This window comes from Pseudomonas sp. PDM13, from assembly GCF_025685765.1.
Classification (GTDB): Bacteria; Pseudomonadota; Gammaproteobacteria; order Pseudomonadales; family Pseudomonadaceae; genus Metapseudomonas; species Metapseudomonas solani.
This window is the reverse complement of the sequence record NZ_JAOTQU010000031.1, coordinates 50,508-67,464: the sequence shown is the minus strand read 5'-3', so window position 1 is coordinate 67,464 and position 16,957 is coordinate 50,508. Positions and strand designations below refer to the sequence as shown.

The following is a 16,957-nucleotide window of genomic DNA, read 5'->3' as shown; positions in this document are numbered from 1 at the left end:
GGCAGTAAATTTGTATCAGGGCCTCTCGTTCTAGCTGGAGTGGCTGACACGGATACGGATGTGACGATGAGGTTTTCCAGGCGTGGGTTCATGGCGGGGCTGGCGGTGGTCGGGGCGGCAGTGCCTGCGGTGTGGTACGCACGCCAGCCGGTGGACCACGACGACAAGCTGGAGAAGGACCAGGTGGAGACCCCTGGCGAGGCCAGTGTCGAGGCCGCTGCAGGCGAGGGCGTGAGCCTCACCGGCAAGCTGCGCGGCATCTGGGACCTGCGCTTCAGCGGCATGGACATCGGCCTGGACGACCTGCCCGTGCAGGGCGTGCAGATGCTCCTCGATATCGGCCCCACCGGGCGCTCCCTGCGTGGCTTCATCGACCTGGGCGAACGCCTGCGTGGCAGCGAAGAGCCCCGTTACCGGGTGCTGGGCGAGCTGGTGGCGGCGGATGCCGGGAAGCTGCGCTGGCGCCTGGTGCCGGTGGGCGAGTCGGCCCCCAGCCATGAGCTGGAGGCGATCCTCGACGAGGTCTGGAGCAGCTGGGGTGATGCCGGGGCGGGGACGCTGACCGGGCGCATCCGCCGTATCGACCGGCCGCTGGACATGCCCGAGCCGGACAGCCAGTTCGTCGCCACCAAGCGTGCCTTTCCCGAGGCGCACCAGGTCACCCCGCTGGCACCGGCGCTGATGCGCTGGCTGGTGTCCGCCGAGCACCGGCTGTTCCACCAGCTCTGGCACGCCACCCGGGACAAGTGGCACCGCCTCGACGAGACCAGGCGCGACGCCCTGCGTGGCGCCGGCTGGCAGCCCGGCCCGCGTGACGCCGAGCGGGGCGCACGGGGGCGGCGCAAGCACCTCAATGGCTCGGGCGAGGACTTCTTCTTCATGCACCGGCACATGCTCGGCCAGGCCCGCGTCCTGCAACCCGATCTGCCGGACTGGAAGCGTTTGCCGCTGCCGTCGCCCTATGTCGAGCACGATCGCCTGGGGTTCATCCGCTACCAGGAGAACCACGACGGCAACTCGGTACCGCCGGCCTGGCTGGCGGCCGATGACGAGGAACTGAGCGAGTGGCTGCGCGGCATCAAGGCGGGCGAGACCTTCTTCAGCAACTTCCAGGTGTGGGAATCCCAGTACCAGGACCCGGACTACCTGAGCCGGCTGACCCTGGCGGAGTTCGGCTCCGAGGTGGAGCTGAACATCCACGACTGGCTGCACATGCGCTGGGCGACGGTCACCCGCGACCCATCCAACGGCATGCCGGTGGTGGGCGACCGCGACCAGGCGGACTACGCCGCGCGCTGGTTCCGCGCCGAGAACGACTATCTGGGCGACCCCTTTTCCTCCCATGTGAACCCGGTGTTCTGGCGCTTCCATGGCTGGATCGACGACCGCATCGAGGACTGGTACCGCGCCCATGAGCGCGCCCACCCGGGCGAGGTGCAGCGCCGCGATATCAACGGCGTCTCCTGGTTCGCGCCGGGGCGCTGGGTGGAGGTGGCCGACCCCTGGCTCGGGCCGAGCACCCATGGCTGCGGCGGCATCACCGACGCCGGTGGTGGCATGGGCGAGATGGAGATCGAAGCCATGAAGCTGGCCTTGCGCATCGCTTTCAGTGACGAGGGTGATATCAGCGACCTGCTGCGCCGCACCCCGCGCCGGCCCTGGTATGCGCGCAACCTGAAGTTGCCGGGCAAGGCCTGATCCGGCCTTGGCCAGCGTGGCGGGCATCGCGAATGAATTCGCTCCCACGGGCGATGCTGCGCACCGCTGGGCGAATGAATTCGCCCCTACACAAGCGTGCCGGGATCGGCCTGTGCGCGTGCCTGAATGCCGATCACGAATGAATTCGTTCCCACAGGCAGGGTGTACCTCGGAGCGTGGAGGTCGCTTTTTACCTCCACCAGGCGGGGTTGGGCGTGGCGCGGCGTTTTGTACGAGGCTCCGGATCGATGGGTTTCGCGTAGCTCACGGAACGCCGCCCGACCCGTCCTACAAAAGCTTCGCGAGCAGAGCTCGCTCCTACGGGTGGGGATTGCCTGGCGCATGGTGCATTGCCAATCGCGAATGAATTCGCTCCCACGGGCGATGCTGCGCCTGGTGCGAATTGGGTAGCCCGGGCTTCAGCCCGGGGTGCGTTCGGCCAGCTGATTGGCCTCCGGCGTCCAGCCGCCGCCCAGGGCTTTGTAGAGGCCGACGGCGGCTTGCAGGCGGGCGAGGCGCAGTTGCACGGCTTCGTCTTCGGCCTGGTAGAGGCTGCGCTGGGTTTCCAGCACCGTGAGCAGGGTTTCGGCGCCGGCGCGGTAGCGGTTTTCCGCGAGGTCGAAGGCGCGTTGCGCCTGGGCCAGCTCTTCGGCTTGCCATTGGCGTTGGCGGTCGAGGCCGTCGATGGCCAGCAGGGCGCGTTCCACATCGCCGAAGGCGGCGACGATGGCGGCGTGGTAGTTGGCCAGCAACTCTTCCTCGCGGGCCTGGCGCTGCTGGTGGCTGGCGTCGAGGCGGCCGGCGTTGAAGATCGGCGCGGTGAGGCCGGCAGCGACGCCGAAGTAGGGGTTGCGCAGCACGTCGGAGAACTGCTCGGAACCCGTGCCGAGGTTGGCGCTGAGGGTCAGGCTCGGCAGCATCGCGGCGCGGGCGACGCGCACGTCGGCATCGGCTGCGGCCAGGCGGGCTTCGGCGGCGGCGATGTCGGGGCGGCGCCCGAGCAGTTCGCTGGGCAGGCCGGCGCCGGTGCCGGGCCATTGCAGGGCGTCCAGCTTCTCGCCCTTCAGGCTGAGGGTTTGCACCGGTTGACCGAGCAGGGCGGCGAGGGCGACGCGGGCTTCCCCGGCCTGCTGGTGCAGGCGCTCCAGGGCGCGTTCGCGGCTGGCCACCAGGCTGCGCTGCTGGGCGAGTTCCAGTTGCGTGGCGGCGCCGGCGCCCTGGCGCGCGCCCACCAGTTGCAGCACCTGGCGGGCATTGTCGAGGTTGCCTTCGGCGATGCGCCGCTGTTCGTCCAGGGCCAGTACCTGCAGGTAGCTGGTGGCGACGCCGGCGAGCAGGGTCAGTTCCAGGGTCGCCTGGTCGAAGCGGGCCGCATCCAGGCCGTGCAGGGCGCTGTCGCGGGCGGCGCGCTTGCCACCCCAGAAGTCCAGCTCGTAGCTGGCGCTGAGGCCGGTGGCGTAGGTGTCGAAGCGAGGCTGGTCGTCGTAGGCATCCAGGGCACTGAAGCCCTTGTCGCCCAGCAGCTGCTGATAGCTGCCGGTGAGCTCGGCCTTCACCTCGGGCAACAGCGGGGCGCCGGCGATGATCGCGGCAGTGCTGGCCTGGCGCACCCGTGCGCGGCCGGCGGCCAGGTCGAAGCTGCCCTGGCGGGCCTGGTCGATCAGCGCTGTGAGTTCCGGGCTGCCGAAGGCGCGCCACCAGTCGGCGGCAACCTGCGCCTGGCGGTTGTCGGTGCTGGCCTGCCAATGGGCGGGCGGCGCGATGCCGGTGGTGGGCGTCTTGTCCGTGCCGGCGCAGGCGCCGAGGGCGAGACATAGGGGCAGCAGGGTACGGGGCGTGAATACGGTCATGGGCTGCTCAGTGCGGTTACCGGGTCGAGCCGTGCCGCCTTGCGCGCCGGCATGAAGCCGAAGGCGACGCCGGTGGCCAGGGCGCAACCGAAGGCGCCGAGCATGGCGGTGAGGGAGAAGGCGATGGCGACGTCCGCCAGCAGCAGCGCGCCGCCCACCAGCAGGGCGATGGCGATGCCGGCGATGCCGCCGGTGACCGAGAGCAGCGTGGCCTCGGTGAGGAACTGGCGGAGGATGTCGCGCTGGCGGGCGCCGGTGGCCATGCGGATGCCGATTTCACGGGTCCGTTCGCGCACGGTCATGAGCATGATGTTCATCACGCCGATGCCGCCCACCAGCAGGGAGATGGCGGCGATGGCGCCGAGCATCAGCGAGAGGCTGTTGCGGGTGCTGGCCTCGGCCTGGATCAGCGCGGCGTTGTTGGTCACCTCGAAGTCGCGCACGCCGCGGTGCAGGCGCAGCAGCAGGCGGTCGATGGCGGCTTCGGCCTGTTGCACGCGGCTGGCGTCGGCGGCAGCGACCACGACGAAATCCGGGTCGGGCTTGCCGAACAGGCGGATGCTGGCGGTGGAGTAGGGCACGACGATCTGGGTGTCGGCGTCTTCGTCGCCGGAGCTGGCGCCCTTGGCCACCAGGGTGCCGATCACCTGGAAGGGCACGTTCTCGATGAGGATGTGCTGGCCGATGGGGTCGCGCCCGGCGAACAGCTTGTCGCGCACCTTCTGGCCGATCACCGCCACGGTGGCGGCGCTGTCCTCGTCGGCCTGGTCGAAGAAGGCGCCTTCGGCGACGGGCCAGTTGAGGATGCTGGGGAAGTCGATGCCGTTGCCCCGGGTGTAGGCCTGGAAATCGAGGTTGCCGTGGCGCACCAGGGTGTCGCCGCCGGTGACCGGCATGATCCGCTGCACCTGGGGCAGGCCGGACAGCGCGGCGATATCGGCAAGGGTGACCACGCCTTCGGGCACGCGTGGGTTCGGTGAGAAGCCGGAGAGGTAGATGATGTTGGAGCCGAAGGCACCCATCTGCGCCATCACCTGGCGCTTGCTGCCTTCGCCGATGGCCAGCATGACCACCACCGAAGCGACGCCGATGACGATGCCGAGCAGGGTCAGGGCGGTGCGGAAGCGGTTCACCCACATCACCCGCCAGGCGGCGCGCAGGGCTTCCAGCAGCTCACCGCGCCAGGCACCGGCGGGCAGTTCGCGGCGTTCTTCCAGGCGCTCGCGCAGGCGGCTGGCGGGCAGTGCGCCGGCGTTGCCGCTTGGCAGCTGGCCGTCGGCGCTGTCGCTGAGGATATGGCCGTCGCGCACTTCGATGATGCGCTGGGCGCGGGCGGCCACTTCGCGGTCGTGGGTGATGAGGATCACCGCGTGGCCCTGGGCGGAAAGCTCGTCGAGCAGCTTCATCACCTCGATGCCGCTCTGGCTGTCGAGGGCGCCGGTGGGTTCGTCGGCGAGGATCACGTGGCCGCCGTTCATCAGCGCCCGGGCGATGGAGACGCGTTGCTGCTGGCCGCCGGAAAGCTGGTGCGGGCGGTTGCCGGCGCGGCTTTCCAGGCCCAGGCGCTGCAGCAGCTCGGCAGCACGGGCAGCGCGCTCGGGGCCGGGGGTGCCGGCGTAGATGGCCGGCATCTCGACGTTTTCACGGGCCGAGGCGGAGGGAATCAGGTGGTAGCCCTGGAACACGAAGCCGAAGGCCTCGCGGCGCAGCCAGGCCAGTTCGTCGACATCCAGCGCGGCGACGTCGCGGCCGGCGAAGCGGTAGCTGCCGGAGCTGGGGCGGTCGAGGCAGCCGAGGATGTTCATCAGGGTGGATTTGCCGGAGCCCGAGGCGCCGACGATGGCGACGAATTCGCCGGCGTCGATGCGCAGGGAGATGCCGCGCAGCACCTCGACTTCCGGGGTGCCGTTGCCGCCGTAGCGCTTGCGGACGTCGACCAGTTCCAGCAGGGCGGGTTCGTGCAGGGCCTTCATTGGGCGGGTTCGCCGATCAGCAGGCGCTCACCCTCGGCCAGGCCGGACAGCACCTGGACCTGCATGCGGTCGCGCACGCCGGTCTGCACCGGGCGCTCCTCGAGGGCGCCACGGGCACCGACCACCAGCACCATGTCGCCGCCAGCGTCGCCGTCGCGCAGGGCGGCGATGGGTACGGCGAGGGTATTTTCGGCGCGCTGGGAAACGAAGTGGACCTGGGCGGTCATCTCGGTCATCAGGGCGTTGTCCTGGTTGTCCACGTCCAGCAGCACGGTGTAGAGCACCACGCGACCGCCACTGCCGGTGGGGCTGCCGCCGCCCTGGCTGAGCTGGTCGAGGGGGCGCGGCGGCAAGGGCAGCACCTGGCGCACGCGGGCTTCCCAGCGGCGGCCTTCGCCGCTGAGGGTGGTGAACCAGGCGGGCATGCCGGGGCGCACGCGGCCGATATCGGCTTCGGACACCTGGGCCCAGACCGTCATCGGCGAGAGCTTGGCGATGCGCAGGATCAGCGGCGTCTGCTGCTGGGCGTTGAGGGTCTGGCCGACGCGGGCGTCGACGGCGACCACGGTGCCGGAGATGGGGGCGTAGATGCGCGTGTAGCCGAGCTCGGCCTCGTCGCTGCGCAGCGTGGCCTGGGCCTGGCGGATCTGCGCCTGGATCATGGCGATGCGCGCCTGGGTGGAGCGCTGCTGGGCGTGGGCCACCTGCAGGTCTTCGTCACGGGTGGCGCCGCTGGCGGCGAGCTTCTGTTGGCGGGCGTATTGCTGGCGGGCCAGTTCGTGCTGGGCCCGTTGTTCTTCCAGCTGGGCCTTGAGGGTGTCGATGGAGGAGCGCCCGGCATCGACCCGAGCCTGTTGGGTGGAGGGGTCGATTTCAACCAGCAGCTGGCCTTCCTCGACCGTGTCGCCGGCTTCCACGTGGAGCTTCTGGATCTGCCCGGAAGCCTGGGCGCCGACGTCGACGTAGCGCCGTGGCTGCAGGGTGCCGAGGGCGCTGACGCTGCTTTCGATGCTGGTGACCGCCACGCGCACGGTGTCGCCTTCGTGGATGCCATCCGGCAGGGCCTTCCAGGCGGCCAGGGCGATGAGGGGGACGAGCAGCAGCGGGGCGAGGATCAGGCGGCGTGAAAGTCGTGGGGCGCTCATGGAGATGTCCGGCTCTGGGTGGGGCCCTGGCCGGCGCGGTGCGGCAGCCGAAGGGGCGCTGCCAGTTGAACGAGCTAGGGGCGGGAAAATTTACCGGGCGGTGCGTCCTTGGCGGCCCGGACGCCCGGATTCAGAGACGCATCTTGCGGTTGCTGATCAGCGTGCTGCCGTCGGCCTGCTGGGCGAGGCTGATGGGCAGGACGCGGGGCAGCGCGGTGACCAGGCTGCGGATGTCGCGGGTGCTGTAGATACCGCCGATGCGCTGGTCGGCGCTGGCCTGGTCGCCCAGTACCAGCGGCGCGTCAAGGTAGCGGTTGATCAGCGGCACCGCCTCGGCGAGGGTCAGGTCGTCGAGGATCAGCTTGCCGTCGCGCCAGGCCAGGGCCTGCTGGGTGTCCACGGCGCCGACCTGGGGCTTCATGTCGCCGGCCTTGAAGCTGGCCTGCATGCCGGGGGTCAGGTTGCTGTCGTTGCCGCGTTGCTCGCTGCGCACCTTGACCGAGCCTTCGGTGACGGTGACGACGATGTTGTCCTGGTACTTCCACACGTTGAAGCGGGTGCCGGTCACGGTGATCGAGCCTTCGCCGGCATGCACCACGAAGGGGTGGGCACTGTCGTGGCTGACATGGAAGTAGGCTTCGCCGCTGTCCAGGCTGACCCGGCGGCGGTCGATGAAGTTGGCGTAGCTCAGGCGTGTGGCCAGGTTCAGCTCCACGTCGCTGCCGTCGGGCAGGGTGACGCGGCGGATGCTGCTTTCGGCCTCGTAGCGCTGGTAGCTGTCGGGCACCCAGCCGGCCAGCCAGCCGCTGTAGCCGGCCAGGGGCGCGGCGATCAGGGCCAGGGCCAGGGCGCGTGCATGGCGGCGGATGAAGCCGCGCGGGCGCTGGCGTACCGGCAGCTGGGCGAGGGTCGGCGGTGGCGGCGGGAGCTGGCGGGGAATGTGCAGGCGGGGCGAAGGCTGGGTCGGCGGCAGGTGCTCGCTCAGGTCCCAGATCTCCAGCATCTCGGCGTATTCGAGGGCATGGCTCGGGTCGGCTTCGATCCAGGCCTTGAACTGGGCGCGCTCCTCGTCCGTGCAATCCTCCGCGTGCAGGCGCATGCACCAGTGTGCGGCGACCTCGACCAGTGGGTCGCTTGGGGTTTGCGAGGAGGCGTTGTTCATCAGGATTACCGGTTATGCCTGAATTCGAGTTCTGTATTCACACGGTGGAGCGGCACGCTGAGATATGAATCTTGATGAGAATTATTATAAATTTAATAATTTCAGACTGCCAGCATCACCCAAGGGGTGTGTCTTGATCCAGCTCAAGTGTATGCGCCGCATTCGTTAGGCGCCGGGGAAGCGACTTGGAAATCTACTATCGCGAGTTGGTGCGTTTCCTCAGTGCGAAACTGGGGGATCGGCAGGCAGCTGCGGATGTGGCACATGACGCGTATTTGCGGGTGATGGAACGCGCGAGTCAAGAGCGGATCGATTCGCCCCGCGCGTTTCTCTACCGAACGGCGCTGAATCTGGTGATCGACGAGCACCGCCGCAACGCCATTCGCCGCAACGAGCCGCTGGACGTGCTGGACGAGGAGGAGCGCTACCACGCCCCGTCGCCGCACCGTTCCCTGGCTCAAAGCCAGCGCCTGGGCATGTTGCAGCGCGCCCTCGACGAGCTGCCGACGCTGTGCCGCGACGCCTTTCTGCTGCGCAAGCTGGAGGGGCTCTCCCATGACGAGATCGCCGAGCGCCTGGAGATTTCCCAGCCGCTGGTGGAGAAGCACATCGTCAACGCCATGAAACACTGCCGCCTGCGCATGCGTGAGTGGGATGCGGCCTGATCGACCGGTGAGTGCAACGCCCGCCGGCTAAATTTCATTTCCCTGTCCTCGTTCCTAGTCAACAGGCGGCCAGTGGGGCCGTCATCGAACGGCAACCGTCGCCCGGACGGGCGCACCTCCAGAGGACACTGGACATGACTCAGCCCCTGAACACCGCTATCCACGACCTGATCGGCATTGGTTTCGGCCCCTCCAACCTGGCCCTGGCCATCGCCTTGCAGGAGCGTGCCCGCAAGCATGGTGCGCTGGATGCCCTGTTCCTCGACAAGCAGGCCGACTACCGCTGGCACGGCAATACCCTGGTGACCCAGAGCGAGCTGCAGATCTCCTTCCTCAAGGACCTGGTGTCCCTGCGCAACCCCACCAGCCCCTATTCCTTCGTCAACTACCTGCACCAGCACGGTCGCCTGGTGGACTTCATCAACCTCGGCACCTTCTATCCGTGCCGCATGGAGTTCAACGACTACCTGCGCTGGGTGGCCGGGCAGTTCATCGAGCAGAGCCGCTATGGCGAAGAGGTGCTGGCCATCGAACCGGTGCTGGAAGGCCAGCGCGTCGAGGCGCTGCGGGTGATCTCCCGCGATGCCGGTGGCGAGACCCACGTCCGCGCCACGCGCTCGGTGGTGGTCAGCGCCGGTGGCACCGCGCGGATTCCCCAGGCCTTCCGCCACCTCAAGGACGACGCCCGGGTCTTCCACCACTCCCAGTACCTGGAGCGCATCGCCAAGCAGCCCTGCGTCGGCGGCAAGCCGATGCGCATCGCCATCATCGGCGGTGGGCAGAGCGCGGCAGAGGCCTTCATCGACCTCAACGACAGCTACCCGTCGGTGCAGGTGGACATGGTGCTGCGCGGCTCGGCGCTGAAACCGGCGGACGACAGCCCCTTCGTCAACGAGGTGTTCTCCCCCGAGTTCACCGACCTGATCTTCAATCAGACCGGTGCCGAGCGTGAGCGCTTCATCCGCGAGTACCACAACACCAACTACTCGGTGGTGGACATCGACCTGATCGAGCGCATCTACGGCATCTTCTACCGCCAGAAAGTCTCCGGCATCCAGCGCCACGCCTTCCACATCCTCAGCACCGTGGAGCGCGCCACCGCCGGCGCCGACGGCATCGAACTGGTGCTGCGCAACAACGCCAGCGGCGAACAGAGCGTGCAGCGCTACGACGCCGTGGTGCTCGCCACCGGCTACGAGCGCCAGGTGCACCGCCACCTGCTGGAGCCCCTGGCCCAGTGGATGGGCGACTTCGAGGTGGGCCGCGACTACCGCGTCCGCACCGACGAACGCTGCCAGGCGGCCGTCTACATGCAGGGCTTCTGCCAGGCCAGCCACGGTCTCAGCGACACCCTGCTGTCGGTGCTGCCGATCCGCGCCGACGAGATCGCCGCCTCGCTCTACGACCACATCCAGCCCGGCTCCTGTGCCGAGCGCGGTGTCGTCCAGGCGCTGGCCGCCGCCAGCTGATCCCTTTGATCCGCGCCGACACCCGTCGGCGCGGTTTCCACCCTTCCTTGCGAGAACCCCCGATGCCCATGCGTAGCCTTGTTGCCGGTGTCGCAGCGCTGTTGCTGTGCCCGGCTTTTGCCGTTCTGGCCGCCGATACGGCCGCCAAGCCGCGAGAAACGCTTATCCGCTGGACCGCCCACGGCGTCCCGCATATCCAGGCGGCGGACGAACGCGGCCTCGGCTACGGCATCGGCTACGCCTATGCCCGCGACAACGCCTGCCTACTGGCTGAGGAGATCGTCACCGCCCGTGGCGAGCGCTCCCGCTGGTTCGGCACGGAGGGCCAGTCCTCCGCTCACCTCGACAACCTGCCGTCCGACTTCTTCTTCACCTGGCTCAACCAGCCGGCGTCGGTCGCCGCCTTCCGCAAGGCCCAGACCCGCGAGGTCGCCCAGCTGCTGGACGGCTACGCCGCCGGCTTCAACCACTACCTGAAGGAGGCCGATGCGCGCACCACCCATTGCCTGGGCGAGGGCTGGCTGCGGCCCATCGATGCCGACGACCTGGTGCGCCTGACCCGTCGCCTGCTGGTGGAAGGCGGTGCCGGCCAGTTCGCCGAAGCGCTGATCGGTGCCGCGCCGCCCGGTGCCCAGCAGGCGCAGCTGGATTCCGGCTACACCGCGGCGCGCACCGAGGGTTTCCGCCTGGAGCGCGGCAGCAACGCCGTGGCCGTGGGCAGCAAGCGCAGCGCCGATGGGCGCGGCATGCTCCTGGCCAACCCGCACTTCCCCTGGAGCGGCGCACTGCGCTTCTGGCAGCTGCACCTGACCATCCCCGGCAAGCTCGATGTGATGGGCGCCGCGCTGCCCGGCCTGCCGGTGGTCAACATCGGTTTCGGCCAGCAGCTGGCCTGGACCCACACCGTCGACACCTCCGCGCACTTCACCCTCTACCGCCTGGAACTCGACCCCAAGGACCCGACCCGCTACCGCGTCGACGGCCGTACCGAGACGCTGAAGAAGACCCGCCTGCAGGTGCAGGTACGTGACGCCGCCGGCAAGCTCTCGATGCGCAGCCACGACCTCTACGAGTCGCGCTTCGGTCCGCTGCTCAACTGGCCGGGCATGCTGGAGTGGTCGGCTGGCGAGGCCTGGGCGCTGAAGGACGCCAACCTCGGCAACACCCGCGTGCTGCAGCAGTGGTATGCGATCAACCAGGCCCGCGATATCGACGCCCTGCGTGCCGCTGTGACGAAGATCCAGGGCATCCCCTGGGTCAACACCCTGGCCGCCGACGCCAGCGGCAAGGCCCTGTACATGAACCAGTCCGTGGTGCCGCACCTGCTGCCCAAGCAGTTGGCGGAATGCGTGATCCCGCAACTGGCCGCCGAAGGCCTGCCGGCCCTGCAGGGCAATACCAGCGCCTGCGAATGGACCCGCGACGCCAGCGCCGCCCAACCGGGCATCACCCCGGCGGCCCAGTTGCCGGTGCTGCAGCGCGAGGACTTCGTGCAGAACTCCAACGACAGCGCCTGGCTGAGCAACCCGGACAGCCCGCTGGCCGGCTACTCGCCCCTGGTCAACCGCGAAGGGCGTGAGCTGTCGCCGCGCGCGCGCTTCGCCCTGGGCCGCCTGCAGGGCGACGCGCCGCTGAGCGCGGACTTCCTCAAGGCGATGGTCACCGACAACGAAGTGGCGCTGGCCACCGACCTGCTGCCCGGGCTGCTGGAGCTGTGCCAGGCCGAGGCGGGCAACGCCGCCCTGGCCGCGCCCTGCAAGGCCCTGGCCGCCTGGGACGGCAAGGCCAACCTCGACAGCGGCATCGGCTTCCTGCACTTCCAGCACTTCATGAAGGGCTTCGCCGAGATCGAGGACGGCTGGCGCGAGCCCTTCGACCCGCAACGCCCGACCGTCACCCCGCGCGGGCTGAACCCGGCGGCCAAGGACAAGGTGATCCAGGCGCTGGTTGCCGCCGGTGAGGAAGTGGCCAAGGCCGGCGTGCCCGAACAGGCCCGCTGGGGCGACATCCAGCGCTCGGGAGCCATCGGCATCCCCGGCGGCGACGGCCACTTCGGCGTCTACAACGCCATGCAGAGCGAACTGCAGGGCGACCACCTGGAAGTGGTCAGCGGCACCAGCTACCTGCAATTGGTCACCTTCGACGACAACGGGCCCCAGGCCCGTGGGTTGCTGGCCTTCTCCCAGTCCAGCGAAGCCGGCTCGCCGCACCACAGCGACCAGACCGAGCTCTTCGCCCGCCAGCAATGGCAGAAGCTGCCCTTCACCAACGCCGAGATCGACGCCGACCCGGCGCTGGAGCGCAAGGTGCTGAAGGTGAAGTGAGCGGGTTCCGCCGATCCGTAGCCCGGGCTTCAGCCCGGGTTCACCGGGGCTCCGTGCCGGGGCACTGCGTTACGCTGCTTGGCGAATGAATTCGCCCCTACAGCATGGGTTCCTTGCAGCTCGGTGATCGGTGGGGCGTAGGGTGGATGGCGCTCTTTCCATCCACCACTGCGGAGTGGCCGGCGAGCACGGAAGGTGGACCGGTGAAGCGTGGTCCACCCTTGGGTTCGATGAGGTTGCGCGCGCTCGATCACGTTGGGGTGCGTGCTCACGACCCGGAGCTGGAGGCGCCCGGTGCGCTGGATGAACTGGATGCGCTCGACGAGCTGGATGGACTCGATGAGCTGGCGGCCAGTGCGCTGGGGGTCATCTTCCGGCGGTTGGCGCTGGCACGGGTGGTCTTGCTTTCGTGCCAGCTTTCCTTGTGCTCGGGTTTGTCCTTGCCCTGGCTCTCGTACATGGAGCTGAGGGCGCCCAGGTAGCCATAGACCGTGCAGCTCCTGTAGCCGCGGTCGTAAAGCTCGTTCACCAGGGCCTGGGCGAAGCTGCCGGGGCCTTCCGCGCTGTGGCAGTTGTAGCACTTGATCACACCGCTGAACGTCGCCTGCAGCCCCATGGAGATCAACCGCTCGGCCACCACCTCGGCCTTGAGTCCGTAGTGCTTGGAGTCGTTGTTGTTCGCCTCCACCGAGCTGATCTTCAGCGGCTCGCGTTTGTCGCCCACCCAGTTGAAGCCACGGGACAGGGTGCTGCCTCCTTCGCCGAGCTCGCAGTTATCGAAGATACCGTCGGTGTCGGGCAGGGAGTGCCCGCGGATGTAGATCTGGTCGGCCGCGCCAAGCCCCCTGAGCAGCGGGCTGTACGTCGGACGATTGTGGTACCAGAGCTGGACGATGTCATGGAAGGCGCCCTCGTCCTGCACGGACCGCTTCTCCTTGTAGCTGGTGATCCAGCTGTTGTTCTTGTCGAAGTAGTCGAGCCCGGCGCGCTGGCCGGAGCGGATGATATGGCCGACACGGATGTTGCTGTCCGCGGTGGGCATGATGAAGGGCACGAAGAGTATGCGTTTGGCCATTGAAGCGATCCTCCTTCCTGGTGGACGGCAGACAACGGCCCGGGGGCGCTTGCCGGAATGGTCGGCGGACTGTGCAGCAGGGGTGGGGTGGATCGCAAGCGGAGCGGGAGGGACGCGCCCCTCAATCCTCCGGCAGGTTGTTGAAGATCTTCTCCAGCGTGCCGTTGAGCTTGGTGATCTGCGCTTCGCTGAGGTCCTTGAAGCTGTTGGTGAAGATGTGCGCGGTGGTGACCTGGATCTGTTCGGCGGTGCGGCGGCCCGCCTCGGTGATGGAGACCTGGGTGACGCGGCCATCGTTGCTGCAGGGGTTGGTGTCCACCAGGCCGTCGGCCTTCATGCGGTAGACGATCTTGGTGACGGTGGAGAGCTTGGCGATGGCATGTTCGGAGATTTCCGAGATGCTCGACTCGCCGTTCTCCTTGAGGATGAACAGGATGCGCCAGCGCGGGATGTCCATGTCGATCTTCTTCAGCGCTTTCTCCATGGCCATGGAGTAGCGGCCGTGCACCCGTGCCAGCCAGTAGAAGGGAAAGTCTTCCTTTCTGAAGTTGTCGCTGGCGGGGTTGTAGCGGCTTTGGCGTTTTTTCGGGGTGGTCATGGGTAACTGCGTGCTGTTGCAAAGATGTGGGGGTGATTTATAGGGGGTTGGGCGCGGGCTGTCGACTGGCTGTCGTCATTGCCTTGATGCAAGTCAGCTTCGGCAGGGCGCGGGATGCGGGCGCGCAACGCCTGGCGGCGTCGGCGCGTCCGTTGGGGCAGGGCGGCGGTGAGGGTTCAGCTGAGGTTTTCACGCTCCAGGCTGCGGCGGAAGTGGCCGCAGCCCTTGATCAGCAGGCCCAGGGTGAGCAGCACGGCGCCGGCATTGAGCAGGGAGACCGAGTGGCCCACCAGCGCTGGCGACTGGAACAGGCGGTCGGTGAGCAGCGCCACCAGGGTGGTGCCGAGGCCCAGGCCGATGAGGTTGGAGATGAGCAGGAACAGCGCCGAGACCTGGGCGCGCATCTGGTTGGGCGGGAGGATCTGCATGGCCGCGGTGGAGGCGGGCATGGGGAAGGAGGCGAAGAACATCGCCGGCACCAGCAGCGCCAGGGACAGCCACAGCTCGCCGACCTGGGTGAACAGCACCGCCGGCAGGGCCATGCCGATGGCGCCGATCACCCCGGCGCGCATCGGTGCGTCGCTGTAGCCGCGCTTGGCCAGCCAGTCGATCAGCCAGCCGCCGCAGAGCACGCCGCTGGTGTTGGCCAGCAGCACGATCAGGCCGAGGATGTAGCCGGCCTCGCTGGGCGCCAGGCCGAAGCTGCGCATGTAGAAGGCCGGGGTCCAGCTGAGCATGCAGAACAGCGTCATGGCGTAGAAGGAGAAGCCCAGGTAGTGGCAGGTGAAGGTCTGCCGGTGGCGGCCGAGGAAGGCGAAGGCCTGGCCCAGGCTGGGCTTGTGCACCTGGCCGTTAGCATCCAGCTTCAGGCCCTTGCGCGCCGGGTCGCGCACGGTGGCGGCGATCAGCAGGGCCACCAGCAGCCCCGGCAGGCCGACCAGGAAGAAGGTCACCTGCCAGGGGCGCATGCTGCCCAGCAGGGGCAGGGTCACGCTGTCGAGGTTCTTCAGCAGGTCGATCACGTAGCCGCCGATGAGGAAGGCCACGCCACCGCCGATGAAGGAGCCGATGGAGTAGATGGCCACGGCACGGCCGAGCTTCTCGCGGGGGAACATGTCGCTGAGCATCGAGTAGGTTGCCGGCGACAGCGCCGCCTCGCCGATGCCGACGCCGATGCGGGCGAGGAACATCTGGGTGAAGTTCTTGCTCAGCCCGCACACGGCGGTGGCCAGGCTCCAGAAGGCGACGCCGATGGCGATGATCTTCGGCCGCGAGAAGCGGTCGGCGAGCAGCGCGATGGGCATGCCCATGAAGGCGTAGAACAGCGAGAAGGCCAGCCCGTGCAGCAGGCTGAACTGGGTGTCGGAGAGCTGCAGGTCGTGTTTGATCGGCTCGATCATCAGCGCGAGGATCTGCCGGTCAACGAAGGAGAAGATGTAGGCCACCATGCAGATGGCGACCACGTACCACTCGTAGGCGTAGCGTTTGCGGGTGAGGTCGGTGGGTGTCTGGCTGGTCATTCGGTTCGGCCCCTCGAGGCGGTGGTGATGAGGTCTGCGGCAGCGTGGGAGGGGGCGGGGTAGTTCGGTGACGGCTGCGTTACCGATGTGCCTCGCCCTGGTGCGCCCTTTGTTGTTTTCATGCATCGCCAACTGGCAGAACCCGCTGTCGGCGAGCCCCGCCCTATCTTTTTATGCCCTTGGCCCCCGGGGCTCTATGCGCCAGGCGCAGCCGCTGTTCCGGCTGCGCAGATTTGCTTTGCGTGGCGTGGAAATTGCTTTCCTTTTCCACTAATTCTGCGGTGCATGCAGTGGGCGTGCCGCACTGATCACGGGGCCGCCACCATGCTCGACGATGCATCCCTCCTGCAGCGCCATTGCCTGCTGAACCCCGCCGCCGGCATCGGCGAGGTCCGCGACAAGGTCAGCCACTACCTGTGGCCGCACCGGATGAACCTTCCCCGTGCGGATGCCCTGCATTCGGCGCTCTATGGCGTGTTCTTCGGCAGCTCGGCGCTGTTCGACCTGCACTACGGCGCGGAGGTGGAGATCGATGCCGGCGATATCGCCAGCTACTACCTGATCCGCATCACCCTGCAGGGCACCGGCACCGTGACCCTGGGCGCGCAAAGCGCGGCCATGCGCCGGGGCAGCCTGACCATTTCCTCGCCCTCCGAGCGCAGCCTGATCCGCATCGGCAAGGAGTGTCGCAACCTGATCCTGCGGGTGGAGCGCGACGCCCTGGAGCGCCAGTTGCAGCGCCTGCTGGAGCGGCCGCTGAAGCAGCCGTTGCTGTTCGACATCCAGGTGGCGGCGGGGCACCCGGGGATGGCGGCGGTGCGCGAGACGCTGGAGTACATCTGCCGCCTGCACCAGGGGCCGATGGTCGAGGACCTGGCGCCGACCCTGGGCAGCGGGCTGTCGGACTACCTGCTTTCGGTGCTGCTCACCCAATTGCCGCACAATTACTCCGAAGCGCTGCGCGAGGACCGCCGCCAGCCCATGCCCTTCCATGTGCGCAAGGCCCGCGACTACATCGAAAGCCACCTCGACGAGCCCATCGCCCTGGCCACCCTGGCCGAGCTTTCCGGGGTCTCCATCCGCACCCTGCAGAACGGCTTCGCCCACTTCCTCAAGCAGACCCCCACCGACTACATGCGCAGCCGCCGCCTGGCGCTGGTGCATGAGGCGCTGCAGCAGGCGCGAGCGCAGGACAGCGTTACCGACATCCTCCTGCGCCATGGCGTCAGCAGCTTCGGCCACTTCGCCACCCACTACCGCCGCCAGTACGGCTGCCTGCCGTCGGAGACCCTGCGCGGCGGCCGTTGAGCGGCGCCACACACCCTGCATCCGTGCCTCCCCGTTCGAACCCTGCCGGGTAGCCCGGGCTTTAGCCCGGGAACGCCTTCGTGCCAACTCCCGGGCTACGGTGCGAGAGCTGGCCTCGTGCCGTAGGGTGTGCCGTGCGCACCGCCGCTCGGTGCTTCCGGTGAGGCACA

Annotated in this window: 12 protein-coding genes; 5 read left to right on the top strand and 7 right to left on the bottom strand. The window is 68.2% G+C overall.

What is annotated here, in order from left to right:
* Positions 1–66: 66 nt before the first annotated feature.
* Positions 67–1,698 carry a PvdJ/PvdD/PvdP-like protein gene (locus OEJ36_RS26275; RefSeq protein ID WP_263404013.1) on the top strand — a complete coding sequence of 544 codons (1,632 nt, stop codon included), beginning with the start codon at positions 67–69 and terminating at the stop codon, positions 1,696–1,698.
* 419 nt (positions 1,699–2,117) lie between these two features.
* Here OEJ36_RS26275 and OEJ36_RS26270 read toward each other — a convergent pair whose 3' ends face one another.
* The 4 genes from OEJ36_RS26270 to OEJ36_RS26255 form a co-directional block, all read right to left on the bottom strand.
* Complete coding sequence (locus OEJ36_RS26270) at positions 2,118–3,548, bottom strand: efflux transporter outer membrane subunit (RefSeq protein ID WP_263404012.1); 1,431 nt, start codon at positions 3,546–3,548, stop codon at positions 2,118–2,120.
* On the bottom strand, positions 3,545–5,521 hold the full coding sequence (locus tag OEJ36_RS26265; RefSeq protein WP_043243517.1) for a MacB family efflux pump subunit: 1,977 nt from the start codon (positions 5,519–5,521) through the stop codon (positions 3,545–3,547). The genes OEJ36_RS26270 and OEJ36_RS26265 overlap by 4 nt, the downstream gene beginning before the upstream one ends.
* Positions 5,518–6,666: an efflux RND transporter periplasmic adaptor subunit gene (locus tag OEJ36_RS26260; protein ID WP_021217346.1), complete on the bottom strand. Its 1,149-nt coding sequence runs from the start codon at positions 6,664–6,666 to the stop codon at positions 5,518–5,520. Before OEJ36_RS26260 ends, OEJ36_RS26265 begins: the two co-directional genes overlap by 4 nt.
* A 130-nt stretch (positions 6,667–6,796) precedes the next feature.
* The gene (locus OEJ36_RS26255; RefSeq protein ID WP_263404011.1) at positions 6,797–7,828 is read right to left on the bottom strand and encodes a FecR family protein; all 1,032 of its coding nucleotides are present in this window, start codon (positions 7,826–7,828) and stop codon (positions 6,797–6,799) included.
* A 185-nt stretch (positions 7,829–8,013) separates the two neighbouring features.
* On the opposite strand from OEJ36_RS26255, the gene OEJ36_RS26250 reads away from it, so the two are divergent.
* From OEJ36_RS26250 to OEJ36_RS26240, 3 genes are all read left to right on the top strand, one after another.
* On the top strand, positions 8,014–8,493 hold the full coding sequence (locus OEJ36_RS26250) for a sigma-70 family RNA polymerase sigma factor (RefSeq protein ID WP_263404010.1): 480 nt from the start codon (positions 8,014–8,016) through the stop codon (positions 8,491–8,493).
* 134 nt (positions 8,494–8,627) lie between these two features.
* Complete coding sequence (locus tag OEJ36_RS26245; RefSeq protein WP_263404009.1) at positions 8,628–9,962, top strand: lysine N(6)-hydroxylase/L-ornithine N(5)-oxygenase family protein; 1,335 nt, start codon at positions 8,628–8,630, stop codon at positions 9,960–9,962.
* Positions 9,963–10,030: 68 nt separating this feature from the next.
* Positions 10,031–12,286 (top strand): acylase, encoded by a 2,256-nt coding sequence (locus OEJ36_RS26240; protein WP_317891604.1) that lies wholly within the window; start codon positions 10,031–10,033, stop codon positions 12,284–12,286.
* A 268-nt stretch (positions 12,287–12,554) separates the two neighbouring features.
* Here OEJ36_RS26240 and OEJ36_RS26235 read toward each other — a convergent pair whose 3' ends face one another.
* The 3 genes from OEJ36_RS26235 to OEJ36_RS26225 form a co-directional block, all read right to left on the bottom strand.
* Positions 12,555–13,361 (bottom strand): hypothetical protein, encoded by an 807-nt coding sequence (locus OEJ36_RS26235; protein ID WP_263404007.1) that lies wholly within the window; start codon positions 13,359–13,361, stop codon positions 12,555–12,557.
* 121 nt (positions 13,362–13,482) lie between these two features.
* A complete protein-coding gene (locus OEJ36_RS26230) occupies positions 13,483–13,959 on the bottom strand; it encodes a MarR family winged helix-turn-helix transcriptional regulator (RefSeq protein ID WP_021217341.1) in 477 nt (158 codons plus the stop codon).
* A gap of 176 nt (positions 13,960–14,135) precedes the next feature.
* Positions 14,136–15,479 (bottom strand): spinster family MFS transporter, encoded by a 1,344-nt coding sequence (locus OEJ36_RS26225; RefSeq protein ID WP_263404006.1) that lies wholly within the window; start codon positions 15,477–15,479, stop codon positions 14,136–14,138.
* A gap of 324 nt (positions 15,480–15,803) precedes the next feature.
* Between OEJ36_RS26225 and OEJ36_RS26220 the strand changes: the two genes are divergently transcribed.
* Complete coding sequence (locus OEJ36_RS26220; RefSeq protein WP_021217338.1) at positions 15,804–16,787, top strand: helix-turn-helix domain-containing protein; 984 nt, start codon at positions 15,804–15,806, stop codon at positions 16,785–16,787.
* The last annotated feature ends 170 nt before the right edge of the window (positions 16,788–16,957 follow it).

What these genes read in the sequence shown, in the direction of transcription:
- OEJ36_RS26275 (WP_263404013.1), top strand. Translation starts at nt 67, where the DNA reads ATGAGGTTTTCCAGGCGTGGGTTCATGGCGGGGCTGGCGGTGGTCGGG.
- OEJ36_RS26270 (WP_263404012.1), bottom strand. Translation starts at nt 3,548, where the DNA reads ATGACCGTATTCACGCCCCGTACCCTGCTGCCCCTATGTCTCGCCCTC.
- OEJ36_RS26265 (WP_043243517.1), bottom strand. Translation starts at nt 5,521, where the DNA reads ATGAAGGCCCTGCACGAACCCGCCCTGCTGGAACTGGTCGACGTCCGC.
- OEJ36_RS26260 (WP_021217346.1), bottom strand. Translation starts at nt 6,666, where the DNA reads ATGAGCGCCCCACGACTTTCACGCCGCCTGATCCTCGCCCCGCTGCTG.
- OEJ36_RS26255 (WP_263404011.1), bottom strand. Translation starts at nt 7,828, where the DNA reads ATGAACAACGCCTCCTCGCAAACCCCAAGCGACCCACTGGTCGAGGTC.
- OEJ36_RS26245 (WP_263404009.1), top strand. Translation starts at nt 8,628, where the DNA reads ATGACTCAGCCCCTGAACACCGCTATCCACGACCTGATCGGCATTGGT.
- OEJ36_RS26240 (WP_317891604.1), top strand. Translation starts at nt 10,031, where the DNA reads ATGCGTAGCCTTGTTGCCGGTGTCGCAGCGCTGTTGCTGTGCCCGGCT.
- OEJ36_RS26235 (WP_263404007.1), bottom strand. Translation starts at nt 13,361, where the DNA reads ATGGCCAAACGCATACTCTTCGTGCCCTTCATCATGCCCACCGCGGAC.
- OEJ36_RS26230 (WP_021217341.1), bottom strand. Translation starts at nt 13,959, where the DNA reads ATGACCACCCCGAAAAAACGCCAAAGCCGCTACAACCCCGCCAGCGAC.
- OEJ36_RS26225 (WP_263404006.1), bottom strand. Translation starts at nt 15,479, where the DNA reads ATGACCAGCCAGACACCCACCGACCTCACCCGCAAACGCTACGCCTAC.
- OEJ36_RS26220 (WP_021217338.1), top strand. Translation starts at nt 15,804, where the DNA reads ATGCTCGACGATGCATCCCTCCTGCAGCGCCATTGCCTGCTGAACCCC.